Origin of the sequence: Sphingomonas sp. R1, from assembly GCF_025960285.1 — a bacterium.
Lineage (GTDB): Bacteria > Pseudomonadota > Alphaproteobacteria > Sphingomonadales > Sphingomonadaceae > Sphingomonas.
This window is the reverse complement of sequence record NZ_CP110111.1, coordinates 1,888,918-1,915,871: the sequence shown is the minus strand read 5'-3', so window position 1 is coordinate 1,915,871 and position 26,954 is coordinate 1,888,918. Positions and strand designations below refer to the sequence as shown.

General features: G+C 67.7%; 33 protein-coding genes. 18 read left to right on the top strand and 15 right to left on the bottom strand.

Translation table 11 applies throughout. The features are described from left to right. Positions 1 to 23 precede the first annotated feature (23 nt). The 4 genes from rpiB to OIM94_RS09340 all read left to right on the top strand — a co-directional run bounded on the left by rpiB (position 24) and on the right by OIM94_RS09340 (position 2,976). On the top strand, positions 24 to 476 hold the full coding sequence (rpiB, locus tag OIM94_RS09355; protein ID WP_264609788.1) for a ribose 5-phosphate isomerase B: 453 nt from the start codon (positions 24 to 26) through the stop codon (positions 474 to 476). Beyond that, positions 473 to 1,780, top strand: a complete 1,308-nt coding sequence (gene glyA / locus OIM94_RS09350) for a serine hydroxymethyltransferase (protein ID WP_264609787.1) — start codon at positions 473 to 475, stop codon at positions 1,778 to 1,780. The genes rpiB and glyA overlap by 4 nt, the downstream gene beginning before the upstream one ends. Then, a complete protein-coding gene (gene nrdR, locus OIM94_RS09345; protein WP_264609786.1) occupies positions 1,781 to 2,257 on the top strand; it encodes a transcriptional regulator NrdR in 477 nt (158 codons plus the stop codon). A gap of 65 nt (positions 2,258 to 2,322) precedes the next feature. After that, positions 2,323 to 2,976: an RNA methyltransferase gene (locus OIM94_RS09340; RefSeq protein WP_264609872.1), complete on the top strand. Its 654-nt coding sequence runs from the start codon at positions 2,323 to 2,325 to the stop codon at positions 2,974 to 2,976. Positions 2,977 to 3,164: 188 nt separating this feature from the next. On the opposite strand, the gene OIM94_RS09335 is transcribed toward OIM94_RS09340, so the two are convergent. Next, positions 3,165 to 4,883: a DEAD/DEAH box helicase gene (locus tag OIM94_RS09335; RefSeq protein ID WP_264609785.1), complete on the bottom strand. Its 1,719-nt coding sequence runs from the start codon at positions 4,881 to 4,883 to the stop codon at positions 3,165 to 3,167. A 69-nt stretch (positions 4,884 to 4,952) separates the two neighbouring features. After that, positions 4,953 to 5,132, bottom strand: coding sequence for a hypothetical protein (locus OIM94_RS09330; protein WP_264609784.1), 180 nt, complete (start codon positions 5,130 to 5,132; stop codon positions 4,953 to 4,955). Between the two features lie 147 nt (positions 5,133 to 5,279). Between OIM94_RS09330 and OIM94_RS09325 the strand changes: the two genes are divergently transcribed. Further along, positions 5,280 to 5,492 carry a hypothetical protein gene (locus OIM94_RS09325; protein ID WP_264609783.1) on the top strand — a complete coding sequence of 71 codons (213 nt, stop codon included), beginning with the start codon at positions 5,280 to 5,282 and terminating at the stop codon, positions 5,490 to 5,492. 18 nt (positions 5,493 to 5,510) lie between these two features. Here OIM94_RS09325 and OIM94_RS09320 read toward each other — a convergent pair whose 3' ends face one another. Next, a complete protein-coding gene (locus OIM94_RS09320) occupies positions 5,511 to 5,825 on the bottom strand; it encodes a hypothetical protein (protein WP_264609782.1) in 315 nt (104 codons plus the stop codon). Between the two features lie 119 nt (positions 5,826 to 5,944). Here OIM94_RS09320 and OIM94_RS09315 point away from each other — a divergent pair, with 119 nt between their 5' ends. Both OIM94_RS09315 and OIM94_RS09310 read left to right on the top strand, forming a co-directional pair. Next, positions 5,945 to 7,717 (top strand): SLC13 family permease, encoded by a 1,773-nt coding sequence (locus OIM94_RS09315; RefSeq protein WP_264609781.1) that lies wholly within the window; start codon positions 5,945 to 5,947, stop codon positions 7,715 to 7,717. Between the two features lie 13 nt (positions 7,718 to 7,730). Further along, positions 7,731 to 8,708: a quinone oxidoreductase family protein gene (locus tag OIM94_RS09310; RefSeq protein ID WP_264609780.1), complete on the top strand. Its 978-nt coding sequence runs from the start codon at positions 7,731 to 7,733 to the stop codon at positions 8,706 to 8,708. Between the two features lie 57 nt (positions 8,709 to 8,765). Here OIM94_RS09310 and OIM94_RS09305 read toward each other — a convergent pair whose 3' ends face one another. Beyond that, positions 8,766 to 9,149, bottom strand: coding sequence for a hypothetical protein (locus OIM94_RS09305; RefSeq protein ID WP_319801150.1), 384 nt, complete (start codon positions 9,147 to 9,149; stop codon positions 8,766 to 8,768). Between the two features lie 82 nt (positions 9,150 to 9,231). Between OIM94_RS09305 and OIM94_RS09300 the strand changes: the two genes are divergently transcribed. Continuing rightward, complete coding sequence (locus OIM94_RS09300) at positions 9,232 to 10,230, top strand: adenosine kinase (RefSeq protein WP_264609778.1); 999 nt, start codon at positions 9,232 to 9,234, stop codon at positions 10,228 to 10,230. 77 nt (positions 10,231 to 10,307) lie between these two features. On the opposite strand, the gene OIM94_RS09295 is transcribed toward OIM94_RS09300, so the two are convergent. From OIM94_RS09295 to OIM94_RS09285, 3 genes are all read right to left on the bottom strand, one after another. Continuing rightward, the gene (locus OIM94_RS09295) at positions 10,308 to 11,849 is read right to left on the bottom strand and encodes an amino acid permease (protein WP_264609777.1); all 1,542 of its coding nucleotides are present in this window, start codon (positions 11,847 to 11,849) and stop codon (positions 10,308 to 10,310) included. 129 nt (positions 11,850 to 11,978) lie between these two features. Beyond that, positions 11,979 to 12,356, bottom strand: coding sequence for an HIT domain-containing protein (locus tag OIM94_RS09290; RefSeq protein ID WP_264609776.1), 378 nt, complete (start codon positions 12,354 to 12,356; stop codon positions 11,979 to 11,981). 203 nt (positions 12,357 to 12,559) lie between these two features. Further along, positions 12,560 to 12,877, bottom strand: a complete 318-nt coding sequence (locus tag OIM94_RS09285; RefSeq protein WP_264609775.1) for a phosphoribosyl-ATP diphosphatase — start codon at positions 12,875 to 12,877, stop codon at positions 12,560 to 12,562. Positions 12,878 to 12,985: 108 nt separating this feature from the next. Between OIM94_RS09285 and OIM94_RS09280 the strand changes: the two genes are divergently transcribed. Further along, on the top strand, positions 12,986 to 13,387 hold the full coding sequence (locus OIM94_RS09280) for a YbaN family protein (RefSeq protein WP_413716396.1): 402 nt from the start codon (positions 12,986 to 12,988) through the stop codon (positions 13,385 to 13,387). A gap of 23 nt (positions 13,388 to 13,410) precedes the next feature. Here OIM94_RS09280 and OIM94_RS09275 read toward each other — a convergent pair whose 3' ends face one another. From OIM94_RS09275 to hisB, 6 genes are all read right to left on the bottom strand, one after another. After that, positions 13,411 to 13,689, bottom strand: a complete 279-nt coding sequence (locus OIM94_RS09275) for a hypothetical protein (protein ID WP_264609773.1) — start codon at positions 13,687 to 13,689, stop codon at positions 13,411 to 13,413. A 78-nt stretch (positions 13,690 to 13,767) separates the two neighbouring features. After that, the gene (hisF, locus tag OIM94_RS09270; protein ID WP_264609772.1) at positions 13,768 to 14,529 is read right to left on the bottom strand and encodes an imidazole glycerol phosphate synthase subunit HisF; all 762 of its coding nucleotides are present in this window, start codon (positions 14,527 to 14,529) and stop codon (positions 13,768 to 13,770) included. Further along, the gene (hisA, locus tag OIM94_RS09265) at positions 14,526 to 15,254 is read right to left on the bottom strand and encodes a 1-(5-phosphoribosyl)-5-[(5-phosphoribosylamino)methylideneamino]imidazole-4-carboxamide isomerase (RefSeq protein WP_264609771.1); all 729 of its coding nucleotides are present in this window, start codon (positions 15,252 to 15,254) and stop codon (positions 14,526 to 14,528) included. The genes hisF and hisA overlap by 4 nt, the downstream gene beginning before the upstream one ends. A 7-nt stretch (positions 15,255 to 15,261) precedes the next feature. Then, positions 15,262 to 15,864 carry an imidazole glycerol phosphate synthase subunit HisH gene (gene hisH, locus OIM94_RS09260; RefSeq protein ID WP_264609770.1) on the bottom strand — a complete coding sequence of 201 codons (603 nt, stop codon included), beginning with the start codon at positions 15,862 to 15,864 and terminating at the stop codon, positions 15,262 to 15,264. After that, complete coding sequence (locus tag OIM94_RS09255; protein WP_264609769.1) at positions 15,861 to 16,145, bottom strand: YciI family protein; 285 nt, start codon at positions 16,143 to 16,145, stop codon at positions 15,861 to 15,863. The genes hisH and OIM94_RS09255 overlap by 4 nt, the downstream gene beginning before the upstream one ends. Then, positions 16,145 to 16,732: an imidazoleglycerol-phosphate dehydratase HisB gene (gene hisB, locus OIM94_RS09250; RefSeq protein WP_264609768.1), complete on the bottom strand. Its 588-nt coding sequence runs from the start codon at positions 16,730 to 16,732 to the stop codon at positions 16,145 to 16,147. The genes OIM94_RS09255 and hisB overlap by 1 nt, the downstream gene beginning before the upstream one ends. A gap of 71 nt (positions 16,733 to 16,803) precedes the next feature. On the opposite strand from hisB, the gene OIM94_RS09245 reads away from it, so the two are divergent. Beyond that, entirely contained in the window at positions 16,804 to 17,298 is a 495-nt protein-coding gene (locus tag OIM94_RS09245) for an SspB family protein (RefSeq protein ID WP_264609767.1), read from the top strand. Positions 17,299 to 17,364: 66 nt separating this feature from the next. On the opposite strand, the gene radC is transcribed toward OIM94_RS09245, so the two are convergent. Next, positions 17,365 to 18,048, bottom strand: coding sequence for a RadC family protein (gene radC, locus OIM94_RS09240; RefSeq protein WP_264609766.1), 684 nt, complete (start codon positions 18,046 to 18,048; stop codon positions 17,365 to 17,367). Positions 18,049 to 18,322: 274 nt separating this feature from the next. On the opposite strand from radC, the gene OIM94_RS09235 reads away from it, so the two are divergent. From OIM94_RS09235 to uvrC, 7 genes are all read left to right on the top strand, one after another. Further along, positions 18,323 to 18,616, top strand: a complete 294-nt coding sequence (locus OIM94_RS09235) for an AtpZ/AtpI family protein (RefSeq protein ID WP_409530247.1) — start codon at positions 18,323 to 18,325, stop codon at positions 18,614 to 18,616. Next, positions 18,613 to 19,395, top strand: a complete 783-nt coding sequence (locus OIM94_RS09230) for a F0F1 ATP synthase subunit A (protein WP_264609765.1) — start codon at positions 18,613 to 18,615, stop codon at positions 19,393 to 19,395. The genes OIM94_RS09235 and OIM94_RS09230 overlap by 4 nt, the downstream gene beginning before the upstream one ends. 69 nt (positions 19,396 to 19,464) lie before the next feature. Continuing rightward, positions 19,465 to 19,677 carry a F0F1 ATP synthase subunit C gene (locus tag OIM94_RS09225; RefSeq protein ID WP_010544368.1) on the top strand — a complete coding sequence of 71 codons (213 nt, stop codon included), beginning with the start codon at positions 19,465 to 19,467 and terminating at the stop codon, positions 19,675 to 19,677. A gap of 21 nt (positions 19,678 to 19,698) precedes the next feature. Then, positions 19,699 to 20,193, top strand: a complete 495-nt coding sequence (locus OIM94_RS09220) for an ATPase (protein WP_264609764.1) — start codon at positions 19,699 to 19,701, stop codon at positions 20,191 to 20,193. Further along, positions 20,186 to 20,737, top strand: coding sequence for a hypothetical protein (locus OIM94_RS09215; RefSeq protein ID WP_264609763.1), 552 nt, complete (start codon positions 20,186 to 20,188; stop codon positions 20,735 to 20,737). The genes OIM94_RS09220 and OIM94_RS09215 overlap by 8 nt, the downstream gene beginning before the upstream one ends. 36 nt (positions 20,738 to 20,773) lie before the next feature. Then, positions 20,774 to 20,977 (top strand): hypothetical protein, encoded by a 204-nt coding sequence (locus tag OIM94_RS09210; RefSeq protein WP_264609762.1) that lies wholly within the window; start codon positions 20,774 to 20,776, stop codon positions 20,975 to 20,977. Positions 20,978 to 21,205: 228 nt separating this feature from the next. Beyond that, positions 21,206 to 23,128, top strand: a complete 1,923-nt coding sequence (gene uvrC, locus OIM94_RS09205; RefSeq protein WP_264609761.1) for an excinuclease ABC subunit UvrC — start codon at positions 21,206 to 21,208, stop codon at positions 23,126 to 23,128. A 12-nt stretch (positions 23,129 to 23,140) separates the two neighbouring features. Here uvrC and OIM94_RS09200 read toward each other — a convergent pair whose 3' ends face one another. Next, entirely contained in the window at positions 23,141 to 23,986 is an 846-nt protein-coding gene (locus OIM94_RS09200; protein WP_264609760.1) for a hypothetical protein, read from the bottom strand. Between the two features lie 125 nt (positions 23,987 to 24,111). Here OIM94_RS09200 and OIM94_RS09195 point away from each other — a divergent pair, with 125 nt between their 5' ends. Further along, complete coding sequence (locus tag OIM94_RS09195) at positions 24,112 to 26,910, top strand: DUF3857 domain-containing protein (RefSeq protein ID WP_264609759.1); 2,799 nt, start codon at positions 24,112 to 24,114, stop codon at positions 26,908 to 26,910. Positions 26,911 to 26,954 lie beyond the last annotated feature (44 nt).

Here is a 26,954-nt window from a genome sequence, read left to right as displayed (position 1 = left end):
GCACACGCGCGTAGAGGGCCGCCATGCAACACCGCATCGCCCTCGCCTCGGATCACGCCGCCTACGTAATGAAGGCAGAACTCGCCGATTGGTTGCGTAGCCTCGGGCACGACGTGCTCGATCTGGGCACGAACGGGCCGGACAGCGTCGACTATCCGGACTATGGCTACCGCCTCGGCAAGGCGATCGAAGCGGGCGACGCTGCCTTCGGCGTGGCGCTGTGCGGATCGGGTATCGGCATTTCGATCGCGGTCAACCGCAACCCCGCTGCGCGCTGCGCGCTCGTCTCCGAGCCGCTGTCGGCCAGCTTGGCGCGCCAGCACAACGATGCCAATGTCATCGCGCTCGGCGCGCGGCTGGTCGGCATCGAGATGGCCAAGGCCTGCATCACCAGTTTCCTCGAAACGGCTTTCCTCGGCGACCGCCATCAGCGTCGCGTGGAGAAGCTTGGCAACCCCGAAAGGAGCCCCGCATGAGCACCAATCCCGTAACGGCAGGCCTTCAGCCGGATGGCTTCTTCACCAAATCGCTCGCCGACGTCGATCCGGCGGTGTTCGCCGGCGTCGAGCATGAGCTTGCCCGCGAACAGTATCAGATCGAGCTGATCGCCTCCGAGAACATCGTCTCCAAGGCGGTGCTTGAGGCGCAGGGCTCGGTCTTCACCAACAAGTATGCCGAGGGCTATCCCGGCAAGCGCTATTACCAGGGCTGCCACCCGTCCGACGAGGTGGAGCAGCTGGCGATCGATCGCGCCAAGCAGCTGTTCGGCTGCGGCTTCGCCAACGTCCAGCCGCATTCGGGCGCGCAGGCGAACGGCGCGGTGATGCTCGCGCTGACCAAGCCGGGCGACACCATCCTCGGCCTCAGCCTCGATGCCGGCGGCCACCTGACGCACGGCGCCCGCGCGGCGATGAGCGGCAAGTGGTTCAACGCGGTGCAGTACGGCGTGCGCCCCGACGATCACCTGATCGACTATGACCAGGTGCTGGCGCTCGCCAAGGAGCATAGCCCCAAGCTGATCATTACCGGCGGCTCGGCCTATCCGCGCCAGATCGATTTCGCCCGCTTCCGCGCGATCGCGGACGAGGTCGGCGCGACGTTCATGGTCGACATGGCCCACTTTGCCGGCCTGGTCGCCGGCGGCGTCCACCCCACGCCGTTCGGCCACGCCCATGTCGTCACCACCACCACGCACAAGACGCTGCGTGGGCCCCGTGGCGGCATGATCATGACCAACGACGAAGCGATCGCCAAGAAGATCAATTCGGCGGTGTTCCCGGGGCTCCAGGGCGGCCCGCTGATGCACGTGATCGCCGCCAAGGCGGTCGCGTTCGGCGAGGCGCTGCGCCCCGAGTTCAAGAGCTATGCCGCGGCGGTGGTCGAGAACGCCAAGGTGCTGGCGGCGACGCTCAAGGAGCGCGGTGCGAACCTCGTCTCGGGCGGCACCGACACCCACCTGGCGCTGGTCGATCTCACCCCGCTGGGCGTGACCGGCAAGGACGCCGACGAGGCGCTGGAGCGCGCCGCGATCACCTGCAACAAGAACGGCATCCCCAACGATCCGCTGCCGCCGATGAAGACCAGCGGCATCCGCGTCGGCTCGCCGGCGGGCACCACCCGCGGCTTCGGCCCGGCCGAGTTCCGCGAGATCGGCAACATGGTCGCCGACGTGCTCGAAGGCCTTCGCACGAAGGGCGAGGCGGGCGACGCCGCGGTCGAGGCCGATGTGAAGGCCCGCGTCCGCACGCTGTGCGAACGCTTCCCGATCTACGGCGGCTAAGTGCGCTGCCCATTCTGTTCCAATGAAGCCAGCCAGGTAAAGGATAGCCGCCCCACCGACGACGGGGCGGCTATCCGCAGGCGCCGGCAATGCGAGGCGTGCGGTGCGCGCTTCACCACCTTCGAGCGCATCCAGCTGCGCGACCTCACCGTCGTGAAGAGCGGGGCCAATGGTAATGAGGGGCGCCGCGAGCCGTTCGAGCGCGAGAAGCTGATGCGTTCGGTCTCCACCGCCTGCCGCAAGCGGCCGATTCAGCCTGCCCAGATCGAGCGGCTGGTCTCCGGAATCCAGCGGCAATTGGAAACGACGGGCGAAAGCGAAATCCCCTCCCAGCGCATCGGCGAGCTGGTGATGGAGGCGCTCAAGGGCCTCGATTCGGTGGCCTATATCCGCTTCGCCAGCGTGTATAAGGATTTCCGCGAGGCGAAGGATTTCGAGGAATTCGCCGGTAACGTCAGCGAGGTCGGCAAAAGTTGAATTCCCCCGTGATCGTGCTCGTCCGCCCGCAATTGGGCGAGAATATCGGCAAGGCCGCGCGCGCCATGCTCAACTTCGGGCTGACCGAGATGCGGCTGGTGAGCCCCCGCGACGGCTGGCCGAACCCCTCCGCAGGTCCCGCGGCGAGCGGTGCCGACATCGTGCTCGAAAAGGCGCAGGTGTTCGAGAGCGTTGCCGATGCGGTGGCGGATTGCACGCATGTCTATGCGACGACGGTGCGCAAGCGCGGCGTGACCAAGCCGGTGGTGACCCCCGAGGTCGCCGCGCGCGAAATCCACGGCGCCGCCACCCGCAGCGCGATCCTGTTCGGGCCGGAGCGTTCGGGGCTGGAAACCGACGATGTGGCGCTGGCCCGCACGATCATCACCGTGCCGATCAACCCCGAATTCGGCTCGCTGAACCTCGCCCAGGCGGTGATCCTGGTCGCCTATGAATGGTCGAAGCATGTCGGGCTGGAGAGCCCGCCCGCGGTCGACCTTGATCCGCCGGCGCCGCAGGAGGAGCTGGACGGGATGATCGGCCAGCTTGATGCGATGCTCGACGATTCGGGCTATTATTTCCCGCCGGACCGTGTGCCCTCAACCAAGCGCACGCTGCGCACGCTGCTGACCAAGCCGCGCTGGTCGAGCCAGGAATTGCGCACGCTGCGGGGCGTGCTGTCCGCGCTGGATGGCCGGAAGCGGCACCGGGCGGAGTAAGGGCGAGCGCCCGCAGTCCGCCCGCAAGCTCACCGCCGTCATTCCGGCGAAAGCCGGAATCCATTGGCATCGTCGGCGTAGCTTTCGCTTTGGCGTAGTAGCGAATGGATCCCGGCTTTCGCCGGTATGACAGCTTAGTTGAGAGCACGCTGCTCCTCCTCCGCGCTTGAAGGAGGAGCAGTGCATCCTTAGCGGCGCGGCGGGCCCTTGCGGAAGCCGCCGGGCTTGCCGTTGGCGTTGCTGCGGTTCGGCGGACCGCGACGCACCGGGCCGTCGGCACGTGCGCCGGGCTGCGGCGCATCGGTCGCACGCTCGATGCGGATGCCGTCGTCATCGTCGCCGGCGGTGCGCGCGAACTTGTCGACCGCTGCCGAGAACTTCGCCGCCAGCGGTGCCGGGATCTGGAAGTGGGTCTCGTTCGCCGCGATGCGGATCGCGCCGACTTCGTTGCGGGTGATGTGCCCGCGGCGGCAGATCAGCGGTAGGATCCAGCGCGGATCGGCATTCTGGCGACGGCCGATGTCCATGCGGAACCACACCGTATCGTCGAAGCCGGGGCGATGCCGCTCCTGCTGCGCCGCGCGGCGTGCTTCGGGCGTCGCTTCGATCAGCTCTTCGGGCTCGGGCAGCTGCGAGCGGTGCGCGCGCACGAGCGCCGCGGCGATCTCGGCCGGGGTCTTCTCGGCGAGCAGGCGCTCGGCGAGTGCGATGTCTTCCTCATCCGTCTCGATCGGCTGGAGAAGTGCGGCGATCAGTCGTTCGCGGTCTGCCGCGCGGATCTGCTCGGGGGTGGGCGCGTCGATCCACACCGCCGGAATGCGTGCACCGTGCAGCATCTGCTCGACGCGGCGGCGGCGCGGATAGGGGACGATCAGGACCGCGGTGCCCTTCTTGCCCGCGCGACCGGTGCGGCCCGAGCGGTGCTGGAGCGTCTCGGCATCGCGCGGCAGTTCGACGTGCACCACCAGCGTCAGCGTCGGCAGATCGATGCCGCGGGCGGCGACGTCGGTGGCGACGCAGACGCGCGCACGGCGGTCGCGCAGCGCCTGCAGCGCATGGTTGCGCTCGGACTGCGAATGCTCGCCCGACAGCGCCACGGCCGCGAAGCCGCGCTCCATCAGGCTGGCATGGAGGTGACGGACATTGTCGCGGGTCGCGCAGAACAGGATCGCCGTTTCCGCCTCGTGGAGGCGCAGCAGGTTGATCACGACATGTTCGATATCGGCCGGCGCGACCGTGACCGCCTGATAGCTGATGTCGCCGTGTCCGCGGTCATCGCTCTTGGTGGTGATCTGGAAGGCGTTGCGCTGGTAGCGCTTGGCCAGCGCCACGATCGGGCGCGGCATCGTCGCCGAGAACAGCAGCGTGCGGCGGTCTTCCGGCGTCGCGTCGAGGATCGCTTCGAGCTCTTCGCGGAAGCCCATGTCGAGCATTTCGTCGGCCTCGTCGAGCACCGCAACGCGCAGGCTGGACAGGTCGAGGGCGCCGCGCTCGAGATGGTCGCGCAGACGGCCCGGCGTGCCGACGACGATATGCGCGCCGTGGTTGAGCGTGCGGCGCTCCTTGGAGGCGTCCATGCCGCCCACACAGGTGGCAATGCGCGCGCCGGCCGGGCTGTAGAGCCAGATCAGCTCGCGGCTGACCTGCAGCGCCAGCTCACGCGTCGGTGCGATGATGAGAGCCAGCGGCGCGCCGGCGGGCGGCAGCGTCTCTTCGCCGGCGAGCAGTTCGGGTGCCATGGCGAGGCCGAAGGCGACGGTCTTGCCCGAGCCGGTCTGGGCGGAAACGATAAGGTCGCGGCCCGCAGCCTGGTCTTCCAGGACGGCGGACTGAACGGGGGTCAGCGTGGAATAGCCACGCTGTTCCAGCGCCTCGGCGAGGCGCGTCGGTAGATTCGAAATAGACATTGAGACCCTAAAAATTGGGGCTACGCGCGGCGCACCGCAAGCCCGTACGACAGTGGCAGGCGCGCCCCTCTAACCTCGCGCGCGATCGATCAGCCAGACGGCGAGCGTGAGGGCGAACCCCACGGCCAGTCCGGCCAGCAGCCCCATCGTCGCTTGTCCGCGTACGGCTCCGGCTACTGCGCCGACGAGAATGCTCGTCGTCAACAGGAAGCCGCCGGCCATCGGCGTGCGCGAGGAAGTGGACTGCATGGGGCCCTTTGCCACGAAATGCGCCTTTGCGCCAGCCCAACCCTATGGTTGCCTGTTCGTTCACCAGCCTCGTCCACCCGAGCGGAAGGGAAACCGGTGTATCAGCGCGATACGGGCTAGGGGGCTCGCCCTTGTGTTGGAGTTGGAATGGACGTCTATCCCTATCTGAGCGATCGGGACGCCGTGGCGCAGGCGGCGGAGCTGATTCGGCGGTTCGGCGAAGACGCCGGCGGAGAAGCCGCAGCGCGCGCCGATGCGAGCCGGGACCGGGGCAACGTCATCCATTTCTGCCGCTGGCGCCAGATCGAACGGCTGGTGGTGCTGCTCTCTGTCCCCAAGGCGCTGGGAACGGTACACTAGGCCCCGGAGCGTTCCGCTTCAGGAGCCGCGCGGCGGGCGCAGGGTGAGGGTCCGCCGGAACAATCCGATCCCGCCTTGCTCGAATTCCACGGTCCATAGGTCCGCGTGGCGATGGGCGCAGATGAACCGGGCCCGCGGGGGACCGTTCCTGGGCACGACGTCGCTTGGGTTGAACGGCTGATTGCGCCCGGCCATCGGCGACGGCAGTTGCCGGCGGACCCAGGCGGGCAGGGCGGAAGGCTCAACCACAATCGGGCCCTTGGAGACCGAACAGGCGGGGGAGCCGATGCCGGTCGCCAGCAGCAACAGCAACGGCAGCGGGGGCATCGACATCAGCATATCTCCGTGCCGGTTCGGGGTTGTGCCGAGGCGCCTTCAACCCTGACCTGGACAACTGGAGCCAAGCCGCTACCACGGCGTTTGCTTCCACGCACCCCTTTCGCGAGGTACGCGTGACCACACCCCAAATTCTGTCCCTCCTCGTGCTCGCGGGCATGATGCTGCTCTTCATGTGGGGAAAGCTGCGCTACGACATGGTCGCGGTTCTGGCGCTGCTGGCGGCGCTGGCGGTGGGCGTGGTGAAGCCCAAGGAGGCGTTTACCGGCTTTTCCGACGACATCGTGATCATCGTCGCCTCCGCGCTCGTGCTTTCCGCGGCCGTGCAACGATCCGGGATGATCGAGCGCGCGATGCTGCTGCTGCAGCGGCGGGTGACGCGGGTCCGTTCGCAATTGCTGTTGCTCAGTGCCAGCGTCGGTTTCGCCTCGGCCTTGGTCAAGAATATCGGTGCGCTGGCGATGATGATGCCCGTCGCGTTCCAGATGGCCAAGCGGTCCAAGGCTTCGCCAGCCACCTTTCTGATGCCGATGTCGTTCGCCTCGTTGCTCGGCGGGCTGATCACCCTGATCGGCACCTCGCCCAACATCATCGTCAGCCGCGTGCGCGAGGAGATGACCGGCCAGCCCTTCGGCATGTTCGATTATGCACCGGTCGGGCTGGGGCTGACGATCGTGGGCCTGATCTTCCTGCGCTTCGCCTATCGGCTGATCCCGCGCGACCGCCGCGCCGCGCCGACGCTGGGCGAGGCGATGGACATCGAGGATTATGTGACGGAGGCGGCCGTACCCGATGGCTCTGCAGCCGTGGGCGAGACGGTCGCCGCATTCCGGGAGCGCCACGATCACGCCGTTGCCGTCACCACCATCCTGCGTGGCGGCATCCGCAGCACGCCCTTCCCCGACAACCGGCTGCAGGCGAACGACCTCTTGATCCTCGCCGGCGCGCCCGATGATCTGGAGCGCGTGATCGCTACCGATGCGCTGGTGCTGGAGGGGCAGGATCGGCCCCAGCCCGATGGCAGCACCGGCGAAGTCGGCGTGATCGAGGCGGTGATCGGCACCGACTCCGCGTTGATCGGGCGCACCGCCGGACGGCTCGGCCTGCACGAGCGCTTCGGCGTAAACCTGATCGCGGTATCCCGCCAGGGAGAGCGCCTGTCCGCCCGGCTCGGCGATATCGAGCTGCGGGCCGGTGACGTGATCGTGCTGCAGGGGCCGCTTGACCTGCTGTTCGAGCGCCTCGGCGAACTCGGCTGCCTGCCGCTGGCCCAGCGCGAGCTGCGGCTGGGAAGCGCACGCAAGGGCCTGTTGCCACTCGCGATCCTCGCCGTGGCCATGGCGGCAACGGCAACCGGCTATGTGCCGGTGGCGGTCGCCTTCTTCGCGGCGGCGGGGCTCACCATCCTGCTCGGCGCGCTGCCGGTGCGCGAGGCGTACGACCATATCGAATGGCCGATCCTGGTGATGCTCGGCGCGCTGATCCCGGTCAGCGATTCGTTGCGCACCACGGGCGCCAGCAAGGTCATCGGCGATCAGCTCGGCCATCTCGCCGCGACGCTGCCGCCCTGGGGTGCGGTGGCGATGATCCTTGCGGCAGCGATGGCCGTGACGCCCTTCCTCAACAATGCCGCGACGGTGCTGGTGATGGCCCCGATCGCCGCGACCTTCGCCGGTGAGCTCGGCTATCGGCCCGAAGCGTTCCTGATGGCGACGGCGGTGGGCGCGGGCTGCGACTTCCTCACGCCCATCGGCCACCAGTGCAATACGCTGGTGATGGGGCCGGGCGGCTACCGGTTCGGCGACTATGCGCGGCTCGGCGCCCCCTTGTCGTTGCTGGTGCTGCTGATAGGCACGCCGCTGATCATGGCCGTATGGCCGGTGCATTGAGGATGGAGTCTCCATGGAACAGATGATGCGCTTCGAGCAGACCGGTGGTCCCGAGGTTCTGCAATGGGTCGAGGTCGACCTTCCCGAGCCCGGCCCCGGCGAAGTGCGGCTTCGTACGGAGGCTGCAGGGCTCAACTTCATCGACGTGTACCACCGCACCGGCGTCTATCCCGCACAGCTGCCCTCGGGCATCGGAGTCGAAGGCGCAGGCGTGATCGAGGCGGTGGGCGAGGGCGTTGCAGGCTTCGCGGTCGGCGATCGCGCGGCGACCTTCGGGCCGGCGCTCGGTTCCTATGCGACGGCGCGCAACCTGATGGCGGACAACCTGTTCAAGCTGCCCGACGACATCAGCAGCGAAACCGCCGCGGCGGTGCTGCTCAAGGGCTGCACCGTCGAGTTCATGGTCGAGCGCGCCGCCAAGGTGCAGCCGGGCTGGACCGTACTCGTGCACAGCGCGGCGGGCGGCGTCGGCCAGCTCGCGGTCGGCTGGCTGAAGGGCATCGGCGCCACGGTGATCGGCACCGTCGGCCATGAGGCCAAGGTGGAGAAGGCCAGGGCGGTCGGCTGCGACCATGTTGTGCTGTCGCGCGGGCAGGAGGATGTCGCGGCACGCGTGAAGGAAATCACCGGCGGCGCGGGCGTGCCGGTGGTTTTCGACGGGATCGGCAAGGCGACCTGGGAGGCATCGCTGGGATCGGCAGCGCGGCGCGGCCTGATCGTCAGCTATGGCAATGCCAGCGGGTCGGTGGAGGGCGTCAAGCTCGCGACGCTGAACCAGCATGGCAGCCTGTTCGTCACCCGGCCCAAGCTGTTCGACTATTACGCCACGCCCGAGGAGCGGGAAGCGGGGGCCGCACGGCTGTTCGCCATGCTGGGGAGCGGCGCCATTAAGCCCGAGATCGGCCAGCGATTCGCGCTCCAGGACGCGGCGGAAGCGCACCGCGCGATCGAAGGCGGGCGGACGACGGGATCGACGGTCCTGCTGCCGTAATGCAAATCCGGGAAGGGGCAGCCTCCGCACCCCTCCCTCCCGCGGGAGGGGTGTTCGCTAGCGGCGCTTGCTCAGCGCCGCGACACAGCTCGCCTGATCGAGCGGGCTGCCGTCGCGTTGTCGCGCGTCCACCCAGGTGACGGTCGCCGCCCCGGCGCCATGCTCCGGCGGGTAGAGATAGGCGTCGAGCACGCAGATGGGCCCGACGAACTGCAGCTTGCGGCCCTTGCCTTCGGTCACGTCGAGACGCGGCTGGCCGAAGCGGGTTAGCAGCTGGGGGGCGCTCAGCCCTCGGATCGGCGCAAGGTTCGACGGCTGCTCGGGCACCGGCACGCGGCCGGGCACGGCCAGCGGTCCCGCCGGCCGAGCGGGCGGCACCGTACCCGAACAGGCGGCGAGCAACAGCGCCGCGAGCGGCACCGATGGCTTGACGATACGCATGGCGTTCAAACGGTTTTCCCTTGGTTGCACTCTACCCGGCCTCTCTCTAGGGCGACGCCCATTGCAATTGGAGCCCTGAACCTTGACCAACCCCAGCTACGACGTGGTCGCGATCGGCAACGCCATCGTCGACATTCTCGCCCAGGCCGACGACGCCTTCATCGAATCGATCGGCGTGCCCAAGGGCTCGATGCAGCTGATGTTCTCGCCCGAAGAGGCCGATGCGCTCTACGCCAAGATGGGCCCGGGTCGCGAGGTTTCCGGGGGTTCGGCGGCGAATACCGTAGCAGGCATCGCGGCACTGGGCGGCAAGGCCGCGTTCATCGGCCAGGTGGCCGATGACCAGCTCGGCGCCGTGTTCGCGCACGACATCCGCGCCGCGGGCGTGCATTTCGACACCGCGGTCCGCCCCGGCCAGCCGACCACCGCGCGCTGCCTGATCTTCGTGACGCCGGACGGCCAGCGCACGATGAACACCTTCCTCGGCGCCTCGCAGTTCCTGCCCGCCGCCGCGCTGGACGAGGCGATGATCGCAAACGGCGCGATCCTCTATCTCGAAGGCTATCTGTGGGATCCGGAAGAGCCGCGCGCCGCGATGCGCAAGGCGATCGAGATCGCCCGCGCCGCCGGCCGCAAGGTTGCCTTCACCTTGTCGGACGTGTTCTGCATCTCGCGCCACGGCGACGATTTCCGCAAGCTGATCGCCGACGGCCTGATCGACATCCTGTTCGCCAACGAGGCCGAACTGCTCGCGCTGTGCGGGCATGACGAGTTCGAAGCGGCGGTGCAGCACATCCATGGCAAGGTGCCGCTACTCGTCGTCACGCGCAGCGAGAAGGGTGCGATCGCCCTGCAGGGCGACGAGCGGGTGGAAGTCTCCGCCGAGCCGATCAGTGCGCTGGTCGATACCACGGGCGCTGGCGACATGTTCGCCGCCGGCTTCCTGCACGGCCAGGCGCAGGGCAAGGGGCTGCAGGAATCGCTCCAGCTCGGCGCGATCTGCGCGGCCGAGATCATCCAGCATTATGGCGCCCGCGCCGAGAAGGACCTGAAGGCGCTCGCCGCCGCCAAGATCGGCTGATCGCGGCAATCAGCCAAAGAAGAAGGGCCGAAGGATCGCTCCTCCGGCCCTTTCTTTTTGTGCCTGCGATCCGAGGATCAGCGGGTGCCCGGCACCGGCGGCTCCAGATCCTCATAGGCATCCGGGCCATCCCGATCGTCGATCCCGCGGCCGACATGGCTGCGCGAGCGGCTATAGCCGAAATAGACCAGCAGGCCGATCGCTGCCCAGATCAGAAAGAGGATGATGCTCTTATGATCGAGGCTGATGAACAGGTAGAGGCAGCCTAGGATCGACAGCGGCGCCATCACCCACACGGCGGGCGTGCGGAACGGCCGGTGGCGGCCCGGATCGGTGCGACGGATCACCAGCACCGCGATCGAGACGGCGGCGAAGGCGAACAGCGTGCCCGAGTTGGAGATGTTGGCGAGCTGGCCCACCGGGAAGAACGCCGCGAACAGCGCCACCGCGATGCCGGTCAGGATGGTGATGACGTGCGGCGTGTTGAACTTCGGGTGGATCTTCGAGAAGGCGGCCGGGAGCAGGCCGTCGCGGCTCATCACGAAGAAGATGCGGGTCTGGCCGAACATCATCATCAGGATGACCGAGGGAAGGGCCAGGCCGGCGGCGAGGCCGATCAGGTTGCCGATCTGCGGCCAGCCGATTTCGCGCAGCGTGAAGGCCAGTGCCTCCTTCGAGCACACCACGTCCTTGAAGCCCTGCGCGGCGCGCGCGGCACACTGCGCGGTCAGTTCGGCGCTGCCTGGGTCGAGGGTCGCGCCTGTCGGGCCGACCACCGGCTGGGTGCTGAGGCCCGGCGCACCGATCACGCCAGCGGCGACGAGGATGTAGAAGATGGTGCACAGGCCGAGTGAGCCGATCAGGCCGATCGGCATGTTGCGTTGCGGGTTCTTGGTTTCCTCCGCCGCGGTCGAGACCGCGTCGAAACCGACATAGGCGAAGAAGATCGACGCCGCCGCCATCGAGATGCCGACGAAGCCGGTTGGCGCGAAGGGCGAGAATTGCTGGTTGTTCATCACCGGGATCGCCAGGATGATGAACAGGGTAAGCGCAGCGACCTTGATCGTCACCAAGATCGCGTTGATCGTGGCGCTTTCCTTGGTGCCGATCACCAGCAGCCAGGTGACCAGGCCCGCGATCGCCATCGCCGGCAGGTTGATCAAGCCGCCGTCGAAGGGCCCGAGCACCAGGCTGTTCGGTATGTCGATATGGAACGTATGCTCGATCAAGCCGATCACATAGCCGGACCAGCCGACCGAGACGGCCCCCGCCGCGACGGCATATTCGAGGATCAGCGCCCAGCCGACCATCCAGGCGACCAGCTCGCCCATCACCGCGTAGCTATAGGTGTAGGCAGAGCCCGAGACCGGCACCATCGCCGCCATCTCGGCATAGCAAAGCGCCGCGAAGGCGCAGACCAATCCGGCGATGATGAACGAGATCATCATGCCCGGCCCGGCCTTCTGCGCCGCTTCTGCGGTCAGCACGAAGATGCCGGTGCCGATTACCGCGCCCACGCCCAGCATGGTCAGCTGGAAGGCGCCGAGCGAGCGATGGAGCGATTTCTTTTCGGCTGTAGCGAGAATGGCATCGAGAGGCTTTACGCGCCCGAATATCATTTCCTGATCCCCTATGCGGCGAGCGTTGCGCCGCCCCCTAAATGGTAAAGGCGGGAGCCTAACTCCAAATGCGGGGCGCGCAATCCCTTACCGCGTGCCAGTGCGAAACAATGTTGCGCTTCGGCGCAATTACCGCGCGAGCATCGGGCCGAGCGGCTGCCCCGCGAAGATATGGACGTGCAGATGCGGCACTTCCTGGCCGGCATCCAGCCCGGTATTGGCAAGCAGGCGGTAGCCGGGCTCGACCAGGCCCGCCGCGCGCGCCACCGCGCCCACCGCGCGGACGAAGCCGGCGATTTCGGCATCGGCGGCATTGGCGGAGAAATCGTCCCAGCTGACATAGGCGCCGGTGGGGATCACCAGGATATGGTGCGGCGCCTGGGGCGCGATGTCGTGGAAGGCGAGAGCGTGCTCGTCCTCATAGACCTTCTTCGCCGGGATCTCGCCGCGCAGGATCTTCGCGAAGACGTTCTGGTCGTCATAGGGCTTGGTCGGGTCGATCGGCATTGGGTGCTCCGTAGTTCAGATCCTCCCCGGCACGGGGAGGGGGACCATGTGCGCCAGCACATGGTGGAGGGGCCGCCGCGGAACGCGGCGGTGTCCTGCGCTGCGAGCGGGCTCCGCGCCTTGCGGCGCGGCCCCTCCACCACGCGGCTGCGCCGCGCGGTCCCCCTCCCCGTACCGGGGAGGAATGGAGAGAGCCGCCGGTCTCACGCCCCCCGCGCCGCCTTTTCGGCGATCCCGGACACGCCCTCGCGCCGCGCCAGCTCGGCGCGAACGTCGTCGAGGCCGAGCCCCATGTCCGCCAGCAGCACGAGCAGGTGGAAGAGCAGGTCCGCCGATTCCTTCACCAGCTCGTCGGAATCGTCCTGGATCGCGGCGATCACCGCCTCGGTGGCTTCCTCGCCCAGCTTCTGCGCGATCTTGGCGCGGCCGCGGGCGGTGAGCTTGGCGACATAGCTGGTCGCGGGGTCGCCCAGCCGGCGGTCGCGGATGGTCTGTTCGAGCGTGTCGAGAAGGTCGGCCATGGTCTCCGGCTGCGGGAGCGGTGCGGCGCTGTCAATCCTGGGGCGCGGGATTGCGGGGCTTCCCTTATGGTAGCTGCGAGCGATTCGCGGCAGCAGGGCAGGATGACGATGGTGCAGGAACGCGAATCGGGGGCAGGGCAGGGGCGGCTCTCGCGACCCTTGTGGCTGGTGCTCGGATTGGTGTTCGTCGGCCTTGGCTTTATCGGCGCGCTGCTGCCGCTGATGCCGACGACGATCTTCCTGATCCTCGCCGCCGGCTGCTTCGCCCGCTCCTCGCCGCGGCTGGAGGCATGGCTGCTCGACCATCCGCGATTCGGCCCGACGCTGGTGGCGTGGCGCGAGCAGGGCGCGATCCCGCGCAAGGGCAAGGCGATGGCATGTGCGGGCATGGCGCTCGGCTACGGCCTGTTCGCCTGGGGCGCGCGGCCGGGGCCCTGGCTGGCGGTCGGGGTAGCGGCGGCGATTCTGGGGTGCGCCTGGTATGTGCTGAGCCGGCCTACGGCGGTGTAACGGGGTATGTCTGGGATCGGTGGTTAGCTGCCAATCTGCTTAGGGGCGTTCGTTCTTGAAGCAGACCGTCCATTCCAGCGACGACCGATGATGATCAACACTACTGGTGTGATGTAGAAAAACGCTGCGATGGCCGCCCAAAGCGCGATTCCCTCAGGCGTGCTTTCGTCATTAAACGTGGGCCACAGAGGGAGCTCTAAAAGGAAGGCGCTAAGCAAGCAGATCGGAATTGCTGTTGCCAGCCAAACGGCGGTAATCAGCCGGAAAAGCCAGATTTTGATCTGCGAAGGGCCGTTGGTCACCACGGCAGAATGTCCGCTTGTTGGATTACAGTCCGGCTGATTCAGCGGCGGGTACTGGGGCGGAAGCGGACGTGCCACCTACCCCCTCACCGGAATCCCCGCCGCTGCCAGCGCGGCATGCGCCTCGGCGATGGTCGCCTGGCCGAAGTGGAAGATCGACGCCGCCAGCACCGCCGAGGCATGGCCGTCGCGGATGCCTGCCACCAGATCGTCCAGCCCGCCGACGCCGCCCGAGGCGACCACCGGCACCGTCACCTGGCCCGCGATGGTGCGGATCAGGTCGAGGTCATAGCCGTCGCGGGTGCCGTCGCGGTCCATCGAGGTGACGAGCAGCTCGCCCGCGCCCAGTTCGGCGAGGCGCAGTGCGTGCTCCACCGCGTCGATGCCGGTTGCGCGGCGGCCGCCATGGGTGAACACCTCCCACCGCTCGTCGCCGGTCCGCCGTGCGTCGACCGAGGCGACGACGCACTGGCTGCCCATCCGGTCGGCGATCTCGGCGACCACTTCCGGCCGCGACACCGCGGCGCTGTTCACCGCGACCTTGTCCGCGCCGGCCAGCAGCAGCGCGCGGGCATCCTCGACGCTGCGCACCCCGCCGCCGACGGTGAGCGGCATGAAGCACACCTCGGCGGTGCGGCGCACCACGTCGAGGATCGTGCCGCGCGCCTCGTGGCTGGCGGTGATGTCGAGGAAGCAGAGCTCGTCGGCGCCCGCCGCGTCATAGGCGCGGGCCTGCTCGACCGGATCGCCGGCGTCGCGCAGCTCGACGAAGTTGACGCCCTTGACGACGCGGCCGTTCGCCACGTCGAGGCAGGGGATGACGCGGGCGCGGACGGTCATCGCCCGGCCTCGATCGCCTCGGCCAAGTCGAGCCGGCCGTCATAGAGCGCGCGGCCCGAGATCACGCCGTCGATGCCGTCGCTCACGTGCTTCCGCAGCGCATGGATGTCGTGGATGTCCGTCACGCCGCCGCTGGCGATCACCGGGATCGAGACGGCACGGGCGAGCGCCACGGTCGCCTCGACATTGCAGCCCTTGAGCAGCCCGTCGCGGCCGACATCGGTGAAGAGCAAAGCGGCGACACCCGCATCCTCGAAGCGGCGGGCGAGATCGACCACGCTGACGTCCGACACATCGGCCCAGCCATGCGTCGCGACCATGCCGTCGCGGGCGTCGACGGCGACGACGATCTGGCCGGGATGCGCGCGCGCGGCTTCACGGACCAGCTCCGGATTCTCCAGCGCGGCGGTGCCGATCACGACGCGGGTCACGCCCATGTCGAGCCAGCGGCGGATCGATTCATGGTTCCGGATGCCGCCGCCGAGCTGCACCTTGGCAGGCGTCTTCGCGAGGATGTTGGCGACCGCGAGGCCGTTGACCGATTCGCCCGCAAAGGCGCCGTCGAGGTCTACGACGTGGAGCCACTCGGCGCCGGCCTCGGCGAACAGCGCGGCCTGGGCGGCGGGGTCGTCGCCGTAAACGGTGGCGCGCGCCATGTCGCCTTCGGCGAGGCGAACGACCTGGCCGGCCTTGAGATCGATGGCGGGGAAGATGTGCAGGGTCATAGGGATCTCAGGGCTTCCAGGCGAGGAATCGTTCGAGCAGCGCGATGCCGTAGCGCTGGCTCTTCTCCGGGTGGAACTGCAGGCCGACGATATTGTCGCGGCCGATCGCGGCGGTCACCGGGCCGCCATGTTCGGTGGTGGCGAGCACCGCGTCGCCGTCAAAGGCGAAGCTGTGGAGGAAATAGGCCTCGCCACGCTCGATCAGCGGATGGTCGACGGTGGGGACCACATCGTTCCAGCCCATGTGCGGCACGCGCAGCTCGGGGCTCGCGGGCAACTGGCGGACGGTGCCGGGAATCCAGCCGAGCCCGGCATGGCTGCCCAGCTCCTCGCCGGTGGTCGCGAGCAGCTGCATGCCGACGCACACGCCGAGGAACGGCACCGCGTCGCGCAGCACGCGGGTTTCCAGCGCCTCGATCATGCCGGGCAGCGCGCGCAGGCCGGCGGCGCAGGCGCCGAACGCGCCGACGCCGGGGAGCACCACGCGGTCGGCGGTCAGCACGACTGCGGGGTCCGCCGTCACCGCGATGTCGGCAGCGCCCGCCGCCTTCAGCGCATTGTGCACCGAATGGAGGTTGCCCGCGCCGTAATCGATCAGCGCGACGGTCACTGGCCGAGCGCTTCCAGCCCCGGTGCGAGGATGCTCGGGGCGACTTCGATGAAGTCATAATCGGCCGCACCGGCGATGGCGAAGGGATCGCCCGCAGCCCAGGCCTTCACCTCGTCCAGCGATCCCTGCGCCATGAAGAAGCCGCCGGTCACCGGCACCTTGCGGCCCGCGACGAGCAGGCGGCCATCGGCAACGCCCTGCTTGAGCCAGTCGACATGCGCGGGGCGCAGCACGTCGATCTCGGAAATGTCTACCTTGTAGGTCAGCAGCACGAGGATCATCACAGCACTCCCTTGGTCGACGGGATGGCGTCCGCCTTGCGCGGATCGATCTCCACCGCCTCGCGCAGCGCGCGGGCCAGGCCCTTGAAGGCGGCTTCGGCGATATGGTGGTTGTTGCTGCCGTAGAGCGTCTCGACGTGCAGCGTCAGCCCCGCAGTCTGGGCGAAGCTGTGGAACCAGTGCTCGAACATCTCGGTGTCCATCTCGCCGAGCTTCTTCTGGCTGAACTCGGTCTTCCACACGAGATAGGGGCGGCCGGAAATGTCGATCGCGACGCGGGTCAGCGTCTCGTCCATCGGCGACAGCGCGTCGGCGTAGCGGCGGATGCCCTTCTTGTCGCCCAGCGCCTTCGCAATCGCCTCGCCGATCGCAAGCCCGGTATCCTCCACCGTGTGGTGCTGGTCGATATGGAGGTCGCCCACGGTCTTCACGTCCATGTCTATCAGCGAGTGACGGCTCAGCTGCTCGAGCATGTGATCGAAGAATCCGATGCCCGTGTGGATGGTGTAGATGCCGGTGCCGTCGAGGTTGACGGTCACGTCGATCGAGGTTTCGCTCGTCTTGCGGCTGATGGTCGCGGTGCGCATGGCCGTGCACATAACGCCGATGACGACGCATGCAATCTTGACCCCAACTTTTCAGCCGCTACCCAAGGGGCATGACCGGCAACGTGCCCGATAGTTTGATTCCGTATGACGAAATCGTGCAGGAAGCCCTGCGCGCCGTGGTGGGCCGTGTGCTCGGATCGGTGGCGCAGACCGGCGGCCTGCCGGGGGCGCATCATTTCTACATCACCTTCAAGACGCAGGCGCCCGGGGTCGACATCCCGCAGCGGCTGATGGAGCGGTTCCCGGACGAGATGACCATCGTCCTCCAGCACCGTTTCTGGGACTTGACGGTGGACGATCGGAAATTCTCGGTGGGGCTCAGCTTCAACCAGATCCCGTCGATCCTGACGATTCCGTTCGCGGCGATCACCGGCTTCCACGACCCGGCGGTGAACTTCGAGCTGCGCTTCCAGGCGAGCGAAGGCCCCGAAGGCCCCGAGCCGCACGAGCATGACGACGCCGAGAATGACGGCGAGGGCCCCGTGGCCAAGCCGGTCGAGGACGGCTCGAACGTCGTCTCGGTGGACTTCAAGCGGAAGAAATAAGCTTCGGACGTTTCCTCCGCCTCGCGGGGGAGTGAAGTGCAGTTGCGGTAGCGTGTCCCGGCGCCGCTACATCAGCCCTTTCGCGCGCAGGCTGGTATGGCCCTCGCTGCCGATGATGATGTGGTCGTGCACGCCGATGCCAAGCGGCTTGCCGGCCTCGATGATCTTGCGCGTCACGTCGATGTCGGCGCGGCTGGGGCTTGGGTCCCCGGACGGGTGGTTGTGGACCAGGATCAGCGCCGCCGAGCCCAAATGCAGCGCGCGGGCGATCACCTGCCGTGCATAGATCGGCGCCTCGTCGATCGAGCCCTCGTTCATCAGTTCGTCGCGGATCAGCAGGTTGCGGCTGTTGAGATGGAGCACGCGTACTCGCTCGATCACATGCGGGGCCATGTCCGCGCGCAGGTAGTCGAGCAGCGCCTGCCAGTTGGCGAGCACCGGCTTCTCGCGCACCCGCCCCTGCAGCAGCCGCAGGACTGACACATAGACGATTTTCAGCGCCGCGACCTGGGTGTCCTTAATCCCCTCGATCCGCTGTATTGCCTCCGGATCGGCCGCCAGCAGGCCGGCCAGTCCATCAAACTCCTTCAGCAGGGTCTTGGCGAGCGGCTTGGTGTCCTTCCGCGGAATGGTGAGCGCCAGCAGATACTCGATCAGTTCGTGGTCGAGCAACGCATCGGGGTCCCCCTCCAGCAGACGCTGGCGTAGGCGTGCGCGGTGACCGCTATTATCGGGCGGATCGGCGGACATTCCCGCAACTATGCAGATACGGAAGGCTCTCGGCAATGTACGCTCCGCGCCTGCTCTGCCGCCATCTTGCGCTGCATCGCAATGACTGTAAGTCGCGGATTTCCGCGGGTGCGAAGGCGATGCTGCCGCATGAATCGGTGATGAAGCGCGACATGCCGCAACGGTTGACTCGGTCGATTGGTCTTCCTAAAGCGCCCGTACATCGCGGCCATCGGCTTGCGGTGCTGTATGTCGCCCGCCCGCTGCGCGGCGGCTTTTTCATATCTGGATCGCCGTGCTCGCTTTGTCTGACGACCCTATCCGTTCCGACCTCGACCGTCGCATCGCCGATGCGAAGGCGGCGGTGCGCGAGGGTCAGACGCCGGTGCGCAAGCCCGAAAAGGGCTATAAGCAGGGCTCGCGGGTGCTCGCCGAACTGATCGGCGCACCGCTGGGCGGCGGGGTGATCGGTTTCGCGCTGGATCGCTGGCTGGGAACGAGCCCCTGGGGGCTTTTGATCCTGCTGGTGCTCAGCGTGATCGTGGCGTTTCGCAACATCTACAAGATTTCGAAGGAGCGCGCAGAGTGAGCGCCGGCAAAATCGATCCGATGGAGCAGTTCAAGGTCGAGCCCGTACTGGGCCGGCATATCGACCTGTTCGGCTATGACATCTCCTTCACCAACTCGGCGCTGTTCATGTTCGTGGTCGCCGCGCTGCTGTTCATCTTCATGGTGGGCGGCCTGCAGCGCAAGCTGATCCCGGGCAAGTGGCAGCTGATGGTGGAAGGCGCGGTCGGGTTCATCGACTCGATGGTGAGCGTGAACATCGGCAAGGGCGGCAAGAAGTTCGCGCCGTACATCTTCTCGCTGTTCTTCTTCATCCTGTTCGCCAATCTGGTCGGCGTGCTGCCGCTGGCGGTGCTGCCGGGGCTGCACACCTTCGCGGTCACCAGCCACATCACCGTCACCGCGGTGCTGGCGTTCTTCTCGTTCGGCATCGTCCTCGCGGTCGGCCTGATCAAGCACGGCTTCAAGTTCTTCTCGCTGTTCGTGCCGCACGGCGCGCCGGTGTGGCTGATGCCGGTGATCGTGCCCGTCGAGCTGATCTCGTTCCTGGTGCGTCCGTTCTCGCTGGGTCTGCGACTGTTCGTCGCGATGACCGCCGGGCACATCCTGCTCGAGGTGTTCGGCAGCTTTGTCGTCCAGGGCTTCGCCAGCGGTACGCCGCTAGGCGGCGTGGTCGGCGTGCTGAGCTTCGCGATGATCGTCGGCGTCAGCGCGCTCGAGCTGCTGGTCTGCGCGATCCAGGCCTATGTGTTCGCGCTGCTGACCTCGCTGTATCTCCACGACGCGGTGCACCTGCACTAAGTCGATCCGTTTCGAATTATTGTTTTTACCGAATTATCTAGGGAGCTAGAAATGACTGATCTGGGTGCAATGTACATCGGTGCCGGCCTGGCTGCGATCGGTATCGGCCTCGCCGCGCTCGGCGTGGGCAACGTGTTCGGCTCGTTCCTCGAAGGCGCGCTGCGCAACCCGGGTGCGGCAGACGGCCAGCAGGGCCGCCTGTTCATCGGTTTCGCCGCGTCGGAACTGCTGGGCCTGATCGCGTTCGTCGTCGCGATCCTGATCCTCTTCGTCGTCAAGTAAGCAGAACGGAGGCCTCGGCCGATGCCCCAGTTAGATCAGATTTCGGAGATCTACGCTTCGCAGGTCTTCTGGCTCGCGATCGTATTTGCCCTGATCTACTTCGGGATCGGCAAGGCGATGGTGCCGAAGATCGAGCGGACGATGGAAGATCGCGCCGCCCGCATCTCCGGCGACCTCGCGGCAGCCGAGGCGGCGCGCGACGCCGCCAAGGCTGCGGACGAGGCCTATCAGGCGGGGCTGGAAGCTGCCCGTGCCGAGGCGCTGCGGGTGACCGCCGGCGCCAAGGCGCAGGCGGCGACCGCCGCCGAAGTCAAGCTCAAGGCTGCCACCGCGGCCGATGAAGCACGGCTCGCGGACGCGACCCGCAGCATCGCCGAGCGCGAGCAGGCAGCGATCGGCGAGATCGAGGCGGCGACCGTCGAGGCCGTCGAGGCGATCGTTGCCCGCGTGTCGGGTGTCGCGGTCGACCGCGCCAGCGTCGAACAGAAGGTAAAGGCGGCGCTCGCCCATGGCTGAACAAGCTCATTCCCTCAACGCCGAGGTCGGTACCGTGGAACTCCATCATGAGCCGGCGGTGTTCGGCATCACTGCGCCCGGTTTCGTGGCACTGTCGATGCTGGCGGTGGTCCTGATCATCCTGGTCAACAAGGTGCCGGGCATGATCGGCGCCATGCTCGACAAGCAGATTTCCAAGATCCGTACCCAGCTCGACGAAGCGTCGAAGCTGCGGAGCGAAGCCGAGGCGATGCTCGCCGAGGCGAAGGCCCGCACCGCGTCCGCCGATGCGGATGCCAAGGCGGTCGTCGCCAACGCCCAGGCCGAAGCGGCTGCGATGCAGGCAAAGGCGGAAGCCGATGCGGCCGAGCTGATCGCCCGTCGGACCCGGATGGCGGAGGACAAGATCGCGGCTGCCGAGCGCACCGCGATTCAGGCGATCCGCGCCAAGGCCGCCGATGCCGCCACGAGCGCCGCTGCGGCGGTGATCGCGGAGAAGCACGGTGCCGAAGCCGACAAGGCGCTGGTCGACAAGACCATCGCCGGGCTGGGCCGGCTCAACTGAGCTGGCCTGCCGCGCCGCCCATGCTATGGGGCGGTGATGGCGGAACAAAAATCCTATCGCTGGCTGAGCGCCGGTGCCCTGGTGGCACTGGCGCTCGCTGCGTTTGTGGCGGTGGTGGCAGTGCGCCACGCGGCCAGCGATCATGCGCGCACCACGGACGTGGAGGTCCGCGCGGACGAGACGATGCGCCGGATCGAGGCACAGGTGGATCAGCTCGAGAACGAGGCAGGGGCGCAGTAGGGCGCACGCGGCATCTCCTCTCCGCCTGGGGCGGAGCCATCGCGTCCGGCGCTATCATTCCGTCATCCCGGCGAAAGCCGGGATCCATTGCCGTGGACGCTCGGGGGAAGAACCGCCAGCTCCGTGCGAATGGATCCCGGCTTCCGCCGGGATGACGATGTTTTCCGCGGCGTCGGCGCGCCTGAGATTGGGTGGCATCCCGACGCTTGCCCCCCTACATCGGCGGCAATGAACGACCCTAATTCCCCCGAGCGGTTCAACGAGGAAAAGGCCACCTACGCGGTCCGCGGCGCCGAGACGCCCGACCTGGAGGCCGGCGTCGCCGCGATCCGCAACGTATTGCAGACGCTGCCGATCCGCCCCGGCGTCTATCGCATGCAGGACGCTCGCGGCGACGTGCTCTATGTCGGCAAGGCGCGCGCGCTGAAGAACCGGGTGACCAACTACACCCAGGTCAATCGGCTCTCGAAGCGCCTTCAGCGCATGGTCGCGCAGACCCGGTCGATGACGATCGTCACGACCAACAACGAGGCCGAGGCGCTGCTGCTCGAGGCGCAGCTGATCAAGCGCTATCGGCCGCCCTACAATGTGCTGCTGCGTGACGACAAGTCGTTCCCGTTCATCCTGCTGCGCCAGGATCACGACTTCGCCCGCGTCCAGCTGCATCGCGGTGCGCGGCGCGCCAAGGGCGATTATTTCGGGCCGTTCGCTGGCGCGGGCCAAGTGCGCAAGACGCTCAATGCGCTGCAGAAGCTGTTCCTGCTGCGCAGCTGCACCGATGGCTTCTTCGCCAGCCGCGACCGGCCGTGCCTGCTCTACCAGATCCGCCGCTGCTCGGCGCCCTGCGTTGGGCGTATCGACAAGGAGGGCTATGCCGAGCTGGTCAGCGACGCGCGGGACTTCCTCCAGGGCAAGTCGACCAAGGTCCAGGCCAAGTTGGGCGAGCAGATGCAGGCGGCCGCCGAGAATCTCGATTTCGAGCTGGCCGCGATCCTGCGCGACCGGCTGAAGGCACTCACCTTCATCCAGGGCAGCCAGGCGATCAATGCCGAAGGCGTCGGCGATGCCGACATCTTCGCGCAGGCGTGCAAGTCGGGCGTGATCGGCATCGAGGCCTTCTTCATCCGCGGCGGCCAGAATTGGGGCCATCGCAGCTTCTTCCCGAGCCACACCCAGGATGTGCCCGAGGACGAGGTGCTCGCCGCCTTCCTGATGCAGTTCTACGAGGAAGTGCCGCCCGCGCGGAACGTGTTCGTCGATCGCGAGCTGCCCGAGGCCGAACTGCTCGCCGAGGCGATGAGCGAGCGCGCCGGGCACAAGGTGGCGCTCTCGGTCCCCCAGCGCGGCACCCGCCGCCGGCTGCTCGACCAGGCCAAGCGCAACGCCGAGGAAGCGCTCGACCGCCGCCTCGCCGAGAGCACGACCCAGGCCAAGCTGCTCCGCGAAATGGCCGACCTGTTCGACCTGCCCGAGCCGCCCAACCGCATCGAGGTCTACGACAACAGCCATATCCAGGGCACCAACGCGGTCGGCGCGATGATCGTCGCGGGGCCCGAGGGCTTCCGCAAGAGCCAGTATCGCAAGTTCAACATCAAGCGCCCCGAGACGATCGCCGGCGACGATTACGGGATGATGCGCGAGGTACTCAGCCGCCGCTTCGCCCGCGCGCAGGACGAGGATCCCGATCGCAGCCAGGGCGACTGGCCGGACCTGGTGCTGCTCGACGGCGGCAAGGGCCAGCTCAACGCCGCACGCGCGGTGCTCGAGGAGATGGGCATCGAGGATGTCTGCATGGTCGGCGTTGCCAAGGGGCCGCATCATGGCCGTGACGGGCGCGAAGTGTTCCACCTGATGGACGGCAGCGAGCGGATGCTCCCGGTCAACGCGCCCTTGCTCTTCTACCTCCAGCGGCTGCGCGACGAGGTCCACCGCTTCGTCATCGGCGCGCACCGCGACAAGCGCGCCAAGGCGATCGGTGCCAGCCCGCTGGACGAGGTGCCCGGAATCGGCCCGGCGCGGAAAAAGGCGCTGCTGATGCACTTCGGCACGGCGCGGGCGGTGCGCAACGCCAGCCTGGAGGACCTGCAGAAGGCACCCGGCGTCTCGGCGGGCGTGGCGCAGCAGGTCTACGACTTCTACCACTCACGGTAGGGGCGCGCCGGGTCAGGAGCGATCCGGCACCAGGCTGTCGACGGCGCGAAAGGCGACCGCCCAGTTGTAGACCGCCTCGGCGATGTAGAGCTTGAACTGGTTCGGATCGACGGTGACCTTCTTGGCGTTGCCGAAGCAGTTCGGGGCGGATGCGATCAGCAGTGCCTCCAGACGGCCTTCCTTCGGCGAGCCTTCCGGCAGGCGAACCAGCTCCAGGGATTCTTGTGGGCGCAATTGCACGACGCAGGAAACTACGTCGAAATAGCGCTGGTCGTCGGGGGTACGCATCCGAACCTTTGGCAGCTCTCGCTTGAGGAAGCGCAGACGGACCTGCTCCTGCCGGAGATCGTCGCGCGTGAGCTGCAGGTCCGCTGCAAATCTGGCCAGCGCGTATTCAAAGAGTACCCCACGGTCGAACACGCTGCGGCACAGTTTCGTGCCCGCGATCGGATTGCAGTCGCCATAATAGGGCGACGCCGGCTGGGGTTCGTGGAACATCGAGCCGTGGCAGGCGGCGCCCTGCCGGATCAGGCGATCGAGCGACCATCTCGCTCGGATGTCGTTGGCGGCCCGGTCGATGGTCTGGCGCAGGAGCTTGGGGTTTATCTCGCGCATGCAGCGCACGAACCGCCGCGCTTCCGAAATGCCGCTGGCGCTCTCGACGCGGTCCGGTTGGTTCGGATTCGGATTGACCCGTATGGGCAGGTCTTGGATGGCGGGCGCCTTGCCTTCTACGACGATCTGGCTCTTTTCCTCCGGCGGCGGGGTGGTCTGCGCGAGACATGGCGTTGCCATCGCGAACGCCAACCAGCCCAGGACTGCTTTCGTCATCATACCGTCCCCCCGGTAGCTGTTCATACAAGTTGATCGCACGCGCGTGAACACAAGATTAATTTAGAGGTGCCCACTTTCGTCTTTGGCCGCCGCATGTCAGACGCTGATCGATACATGAATCACCGCGTCCGTGGTGATTGATCCGGGGGATGACGATGTCGCGTACCGCGTTGCTGGTGGTGTTGCTTTCCACCAGCGGGATCGCCCATGCCGGCGACAAGCCGCTTGTCCAGCCGGTGCCCGATTGGGTGAAGCTGGCGCCCGCGCCGGACACGCGCACGCTCACCGACGACTCGCCGCTGCTGCTGATCGGCGACGTCCAGTCCCGGCTCGGCGATGGCGGCAGCTGGACCTATGTCGAGCGCGCTACCCGGCTGGCGACGATCCAGGCGGTGTCGCAGGCCGGCACGATCAAGATCGACTGGCAGCCCGCGCATGGCGACCTCATCGTCCACGGCGTCGACATCCTGCGCGATGGCCAGCGGATCGACGCGCTGAAGGGCCACAGCTTCACCGTCCTCCAGCGCGAGGCCGGGCTGGAGCGGATGATGATCGATGGCCGGCTTACCGCGACGCTGGCGGTGGAGGGGCTGCGACCGGGTGACGTGCTCGACGTACGCTATTCGGTGACCACCAAGGATCCGGCGCTGGCGGGCAACAGCAGTGCCGGCGGCCCGATCGTCTCGCAGCCGCTCAAGATCGGCTTTGCCCGCACGCGCTTTCTCTGGCCGAGCAGCGCCAAGGTGCAGTGGCGGGCCTATCCCGTCGGCGCGACGCCGGCGCAGAGCGACGTGGGCGGCTGGCATGAGATCGTGTTCACCCAGCCGCTGCCACGCCAGCCCGATGCCGCGCCCGGTGCGCCCGGCCGCTTCGCCCGACCCGCTTTCGCCGAAGCGTCGACCTTCGCGGACTGGCAAAGCGTCTCTCGGGTTTTCGCGCCACTATACCGCACCGATGGACTGATCGCACCCGGCAGCCCGCTCGCGGCCGAAGTCGCGAAGATCGCCGCCGCGGAGAAGGATCCCCGGCGACGCGTGGCCGCGGCTCTCGCCCTGGTGCAGGGCAAGGTGCGCTATCTCTATCGCGGGATGGAGAACGGCAATCTCGTGCCGCAGGCGCCGGCACAGACCTTCCTGCTCGGCTATGGCGACTGCAAGGCGAAGACGCTGCTGCTGCTCGCGCTCCTCCACGCGCTCGACGTCGACGCGGAGCCCGCACTGGCCAATCTGGGGGCGGGGGACCTGGTGTCCGCGCGATTGCCCTCGGCGGCGGCGTTCAATCACATCTTCGTCCTGGCACATCTGGGCACGGAAACGCTGTGGCTGGATGGCACCGGCACCGGCACGCGGCTGGAGGATCTGGACGACGTGCTGCCCTTTGACTGGGTGCTGCCGCTGCGCACCGCGGGAACCGGGCTGCTCGAGGTGCCGAACCGCGCGCCGGTACGGCCGAACAGCATCGCCGCGTTCGACATGGACCTGCGCGGCGGGATCAACATCCCTGCGCCGATCGATGCCGAAGTGACGCTGCGCGGCAGCGTTGCAGTGTCGCTGCGCGCGCTGCTCGGGGCCGCGCCGAAAGCCGAACAGCGGCGCTTCCTGCAGGGCTTCATGCCCGGCGCGGCGAGCGACGTGCTGGTAACCGATGCGACGGTCCGCTTCGACGATGCGGTCGGCACCGCCACGGTGAAGCTGCGCGGCATCGGCACCCAGCGCTGGGGCTATGGCGATCTTCGCTACCGCACCCAGCTGCCGATCGGCCGCGTGCCGGAGTTGCCCGATCGCTCGCGCGCGATCTGGAAAGACGTGCCGGTCGCAACCGGTGAACCCGGACGGACCCGCACCACGCTGCGCTTCCGCCTCCCCGACGGCGGCCGGGACCTGATGCTGGATGGCGGCAATGCCTTCGATCTGGCGCTGCCGGGCGGGCGGCGCCTCACCGCGAAGGCGGTGCTGGCCGGCGAGGCGCTGACGCTGGAGACCGAGCAGGCACAGGCCGGCGGCGAAATCGCACCCGCCGACCTGCCCGCCGCGCGTGCGGCGATCGCCGACTTCCGCAACCGCCGGATCAGCGTGCGCACCGCGCCACGCTACCCTTCTCCCTGGCACGGCGTGGAGGCGGCAAAGCGCGCGCATCGCTATGACGAGGTGCTTGCCCGATACGCCACCTATATCGGTGAACGTCCGGACGAGGCGGATCGCTACGTGGTGCGGGCGCGGTTCGAGAACATGATCTTCGAGCGGCGGCCGGCACTGGCCGACTACGACAAGGCGATCGCCATCGCGGCCAAGCCGGAGACGCTGGCGCAGCGCGCTGCAGTGCGCGAGGCGCTGGGCGATCGCGCCGGGGCGATCGAGGACCTGCGGGCGGCACAGTCGCTGGTCCCGGGCAATATCGAGGTGCTTGGCCGCCTCACCCTGCTGCTGGCCGAGGATGGGCAGCAGGACGCGGCGTTGGCGTTGCTCGATCCCAAGATCGCAGAGGAGGGCGAAAACCTCTCCGAGCTGCTCTCCGCCAAGGCGACCGTTCTGGCGCGCGCTGGTGACGGCGCGGCGGCGCTCGCCGCCATCGATCGGGCGATCGGCGAGAAGCCGGGCAACGGGCGACTGCTCAACAACCGCTGCTGGCTGAAGGGCACGCTCAACCTGCAGCTTGACGGCGCGCTGAAGGATTGCACCCGTGCGATCGAGCTGAGCGACCAGAACGCCGCGATGGCGCTGGACAGCCGGGCGATGGTCTATTTCCGCCAGGGCCGGCTCGACGAGGCAATGGCCGATCTGAATGCGGCGCTGGAGCAGCGCCCCAATGCGTCGGGCACGCTGTTCCTGCGCGGCGTGGTGGCTGCGCGGCAGGGCAGGGCGAAGGAAGCCGCGACCGACCTGGCGGATGCACGGCTGCTCGATCCGCAGGTCGACGCGCGCTACGCCCGCTGGGGGATCAAATCCTGACGGCCGGCGTCGCTTGAAGGAAAGGGTTGAGCGGCGAGTCCGAA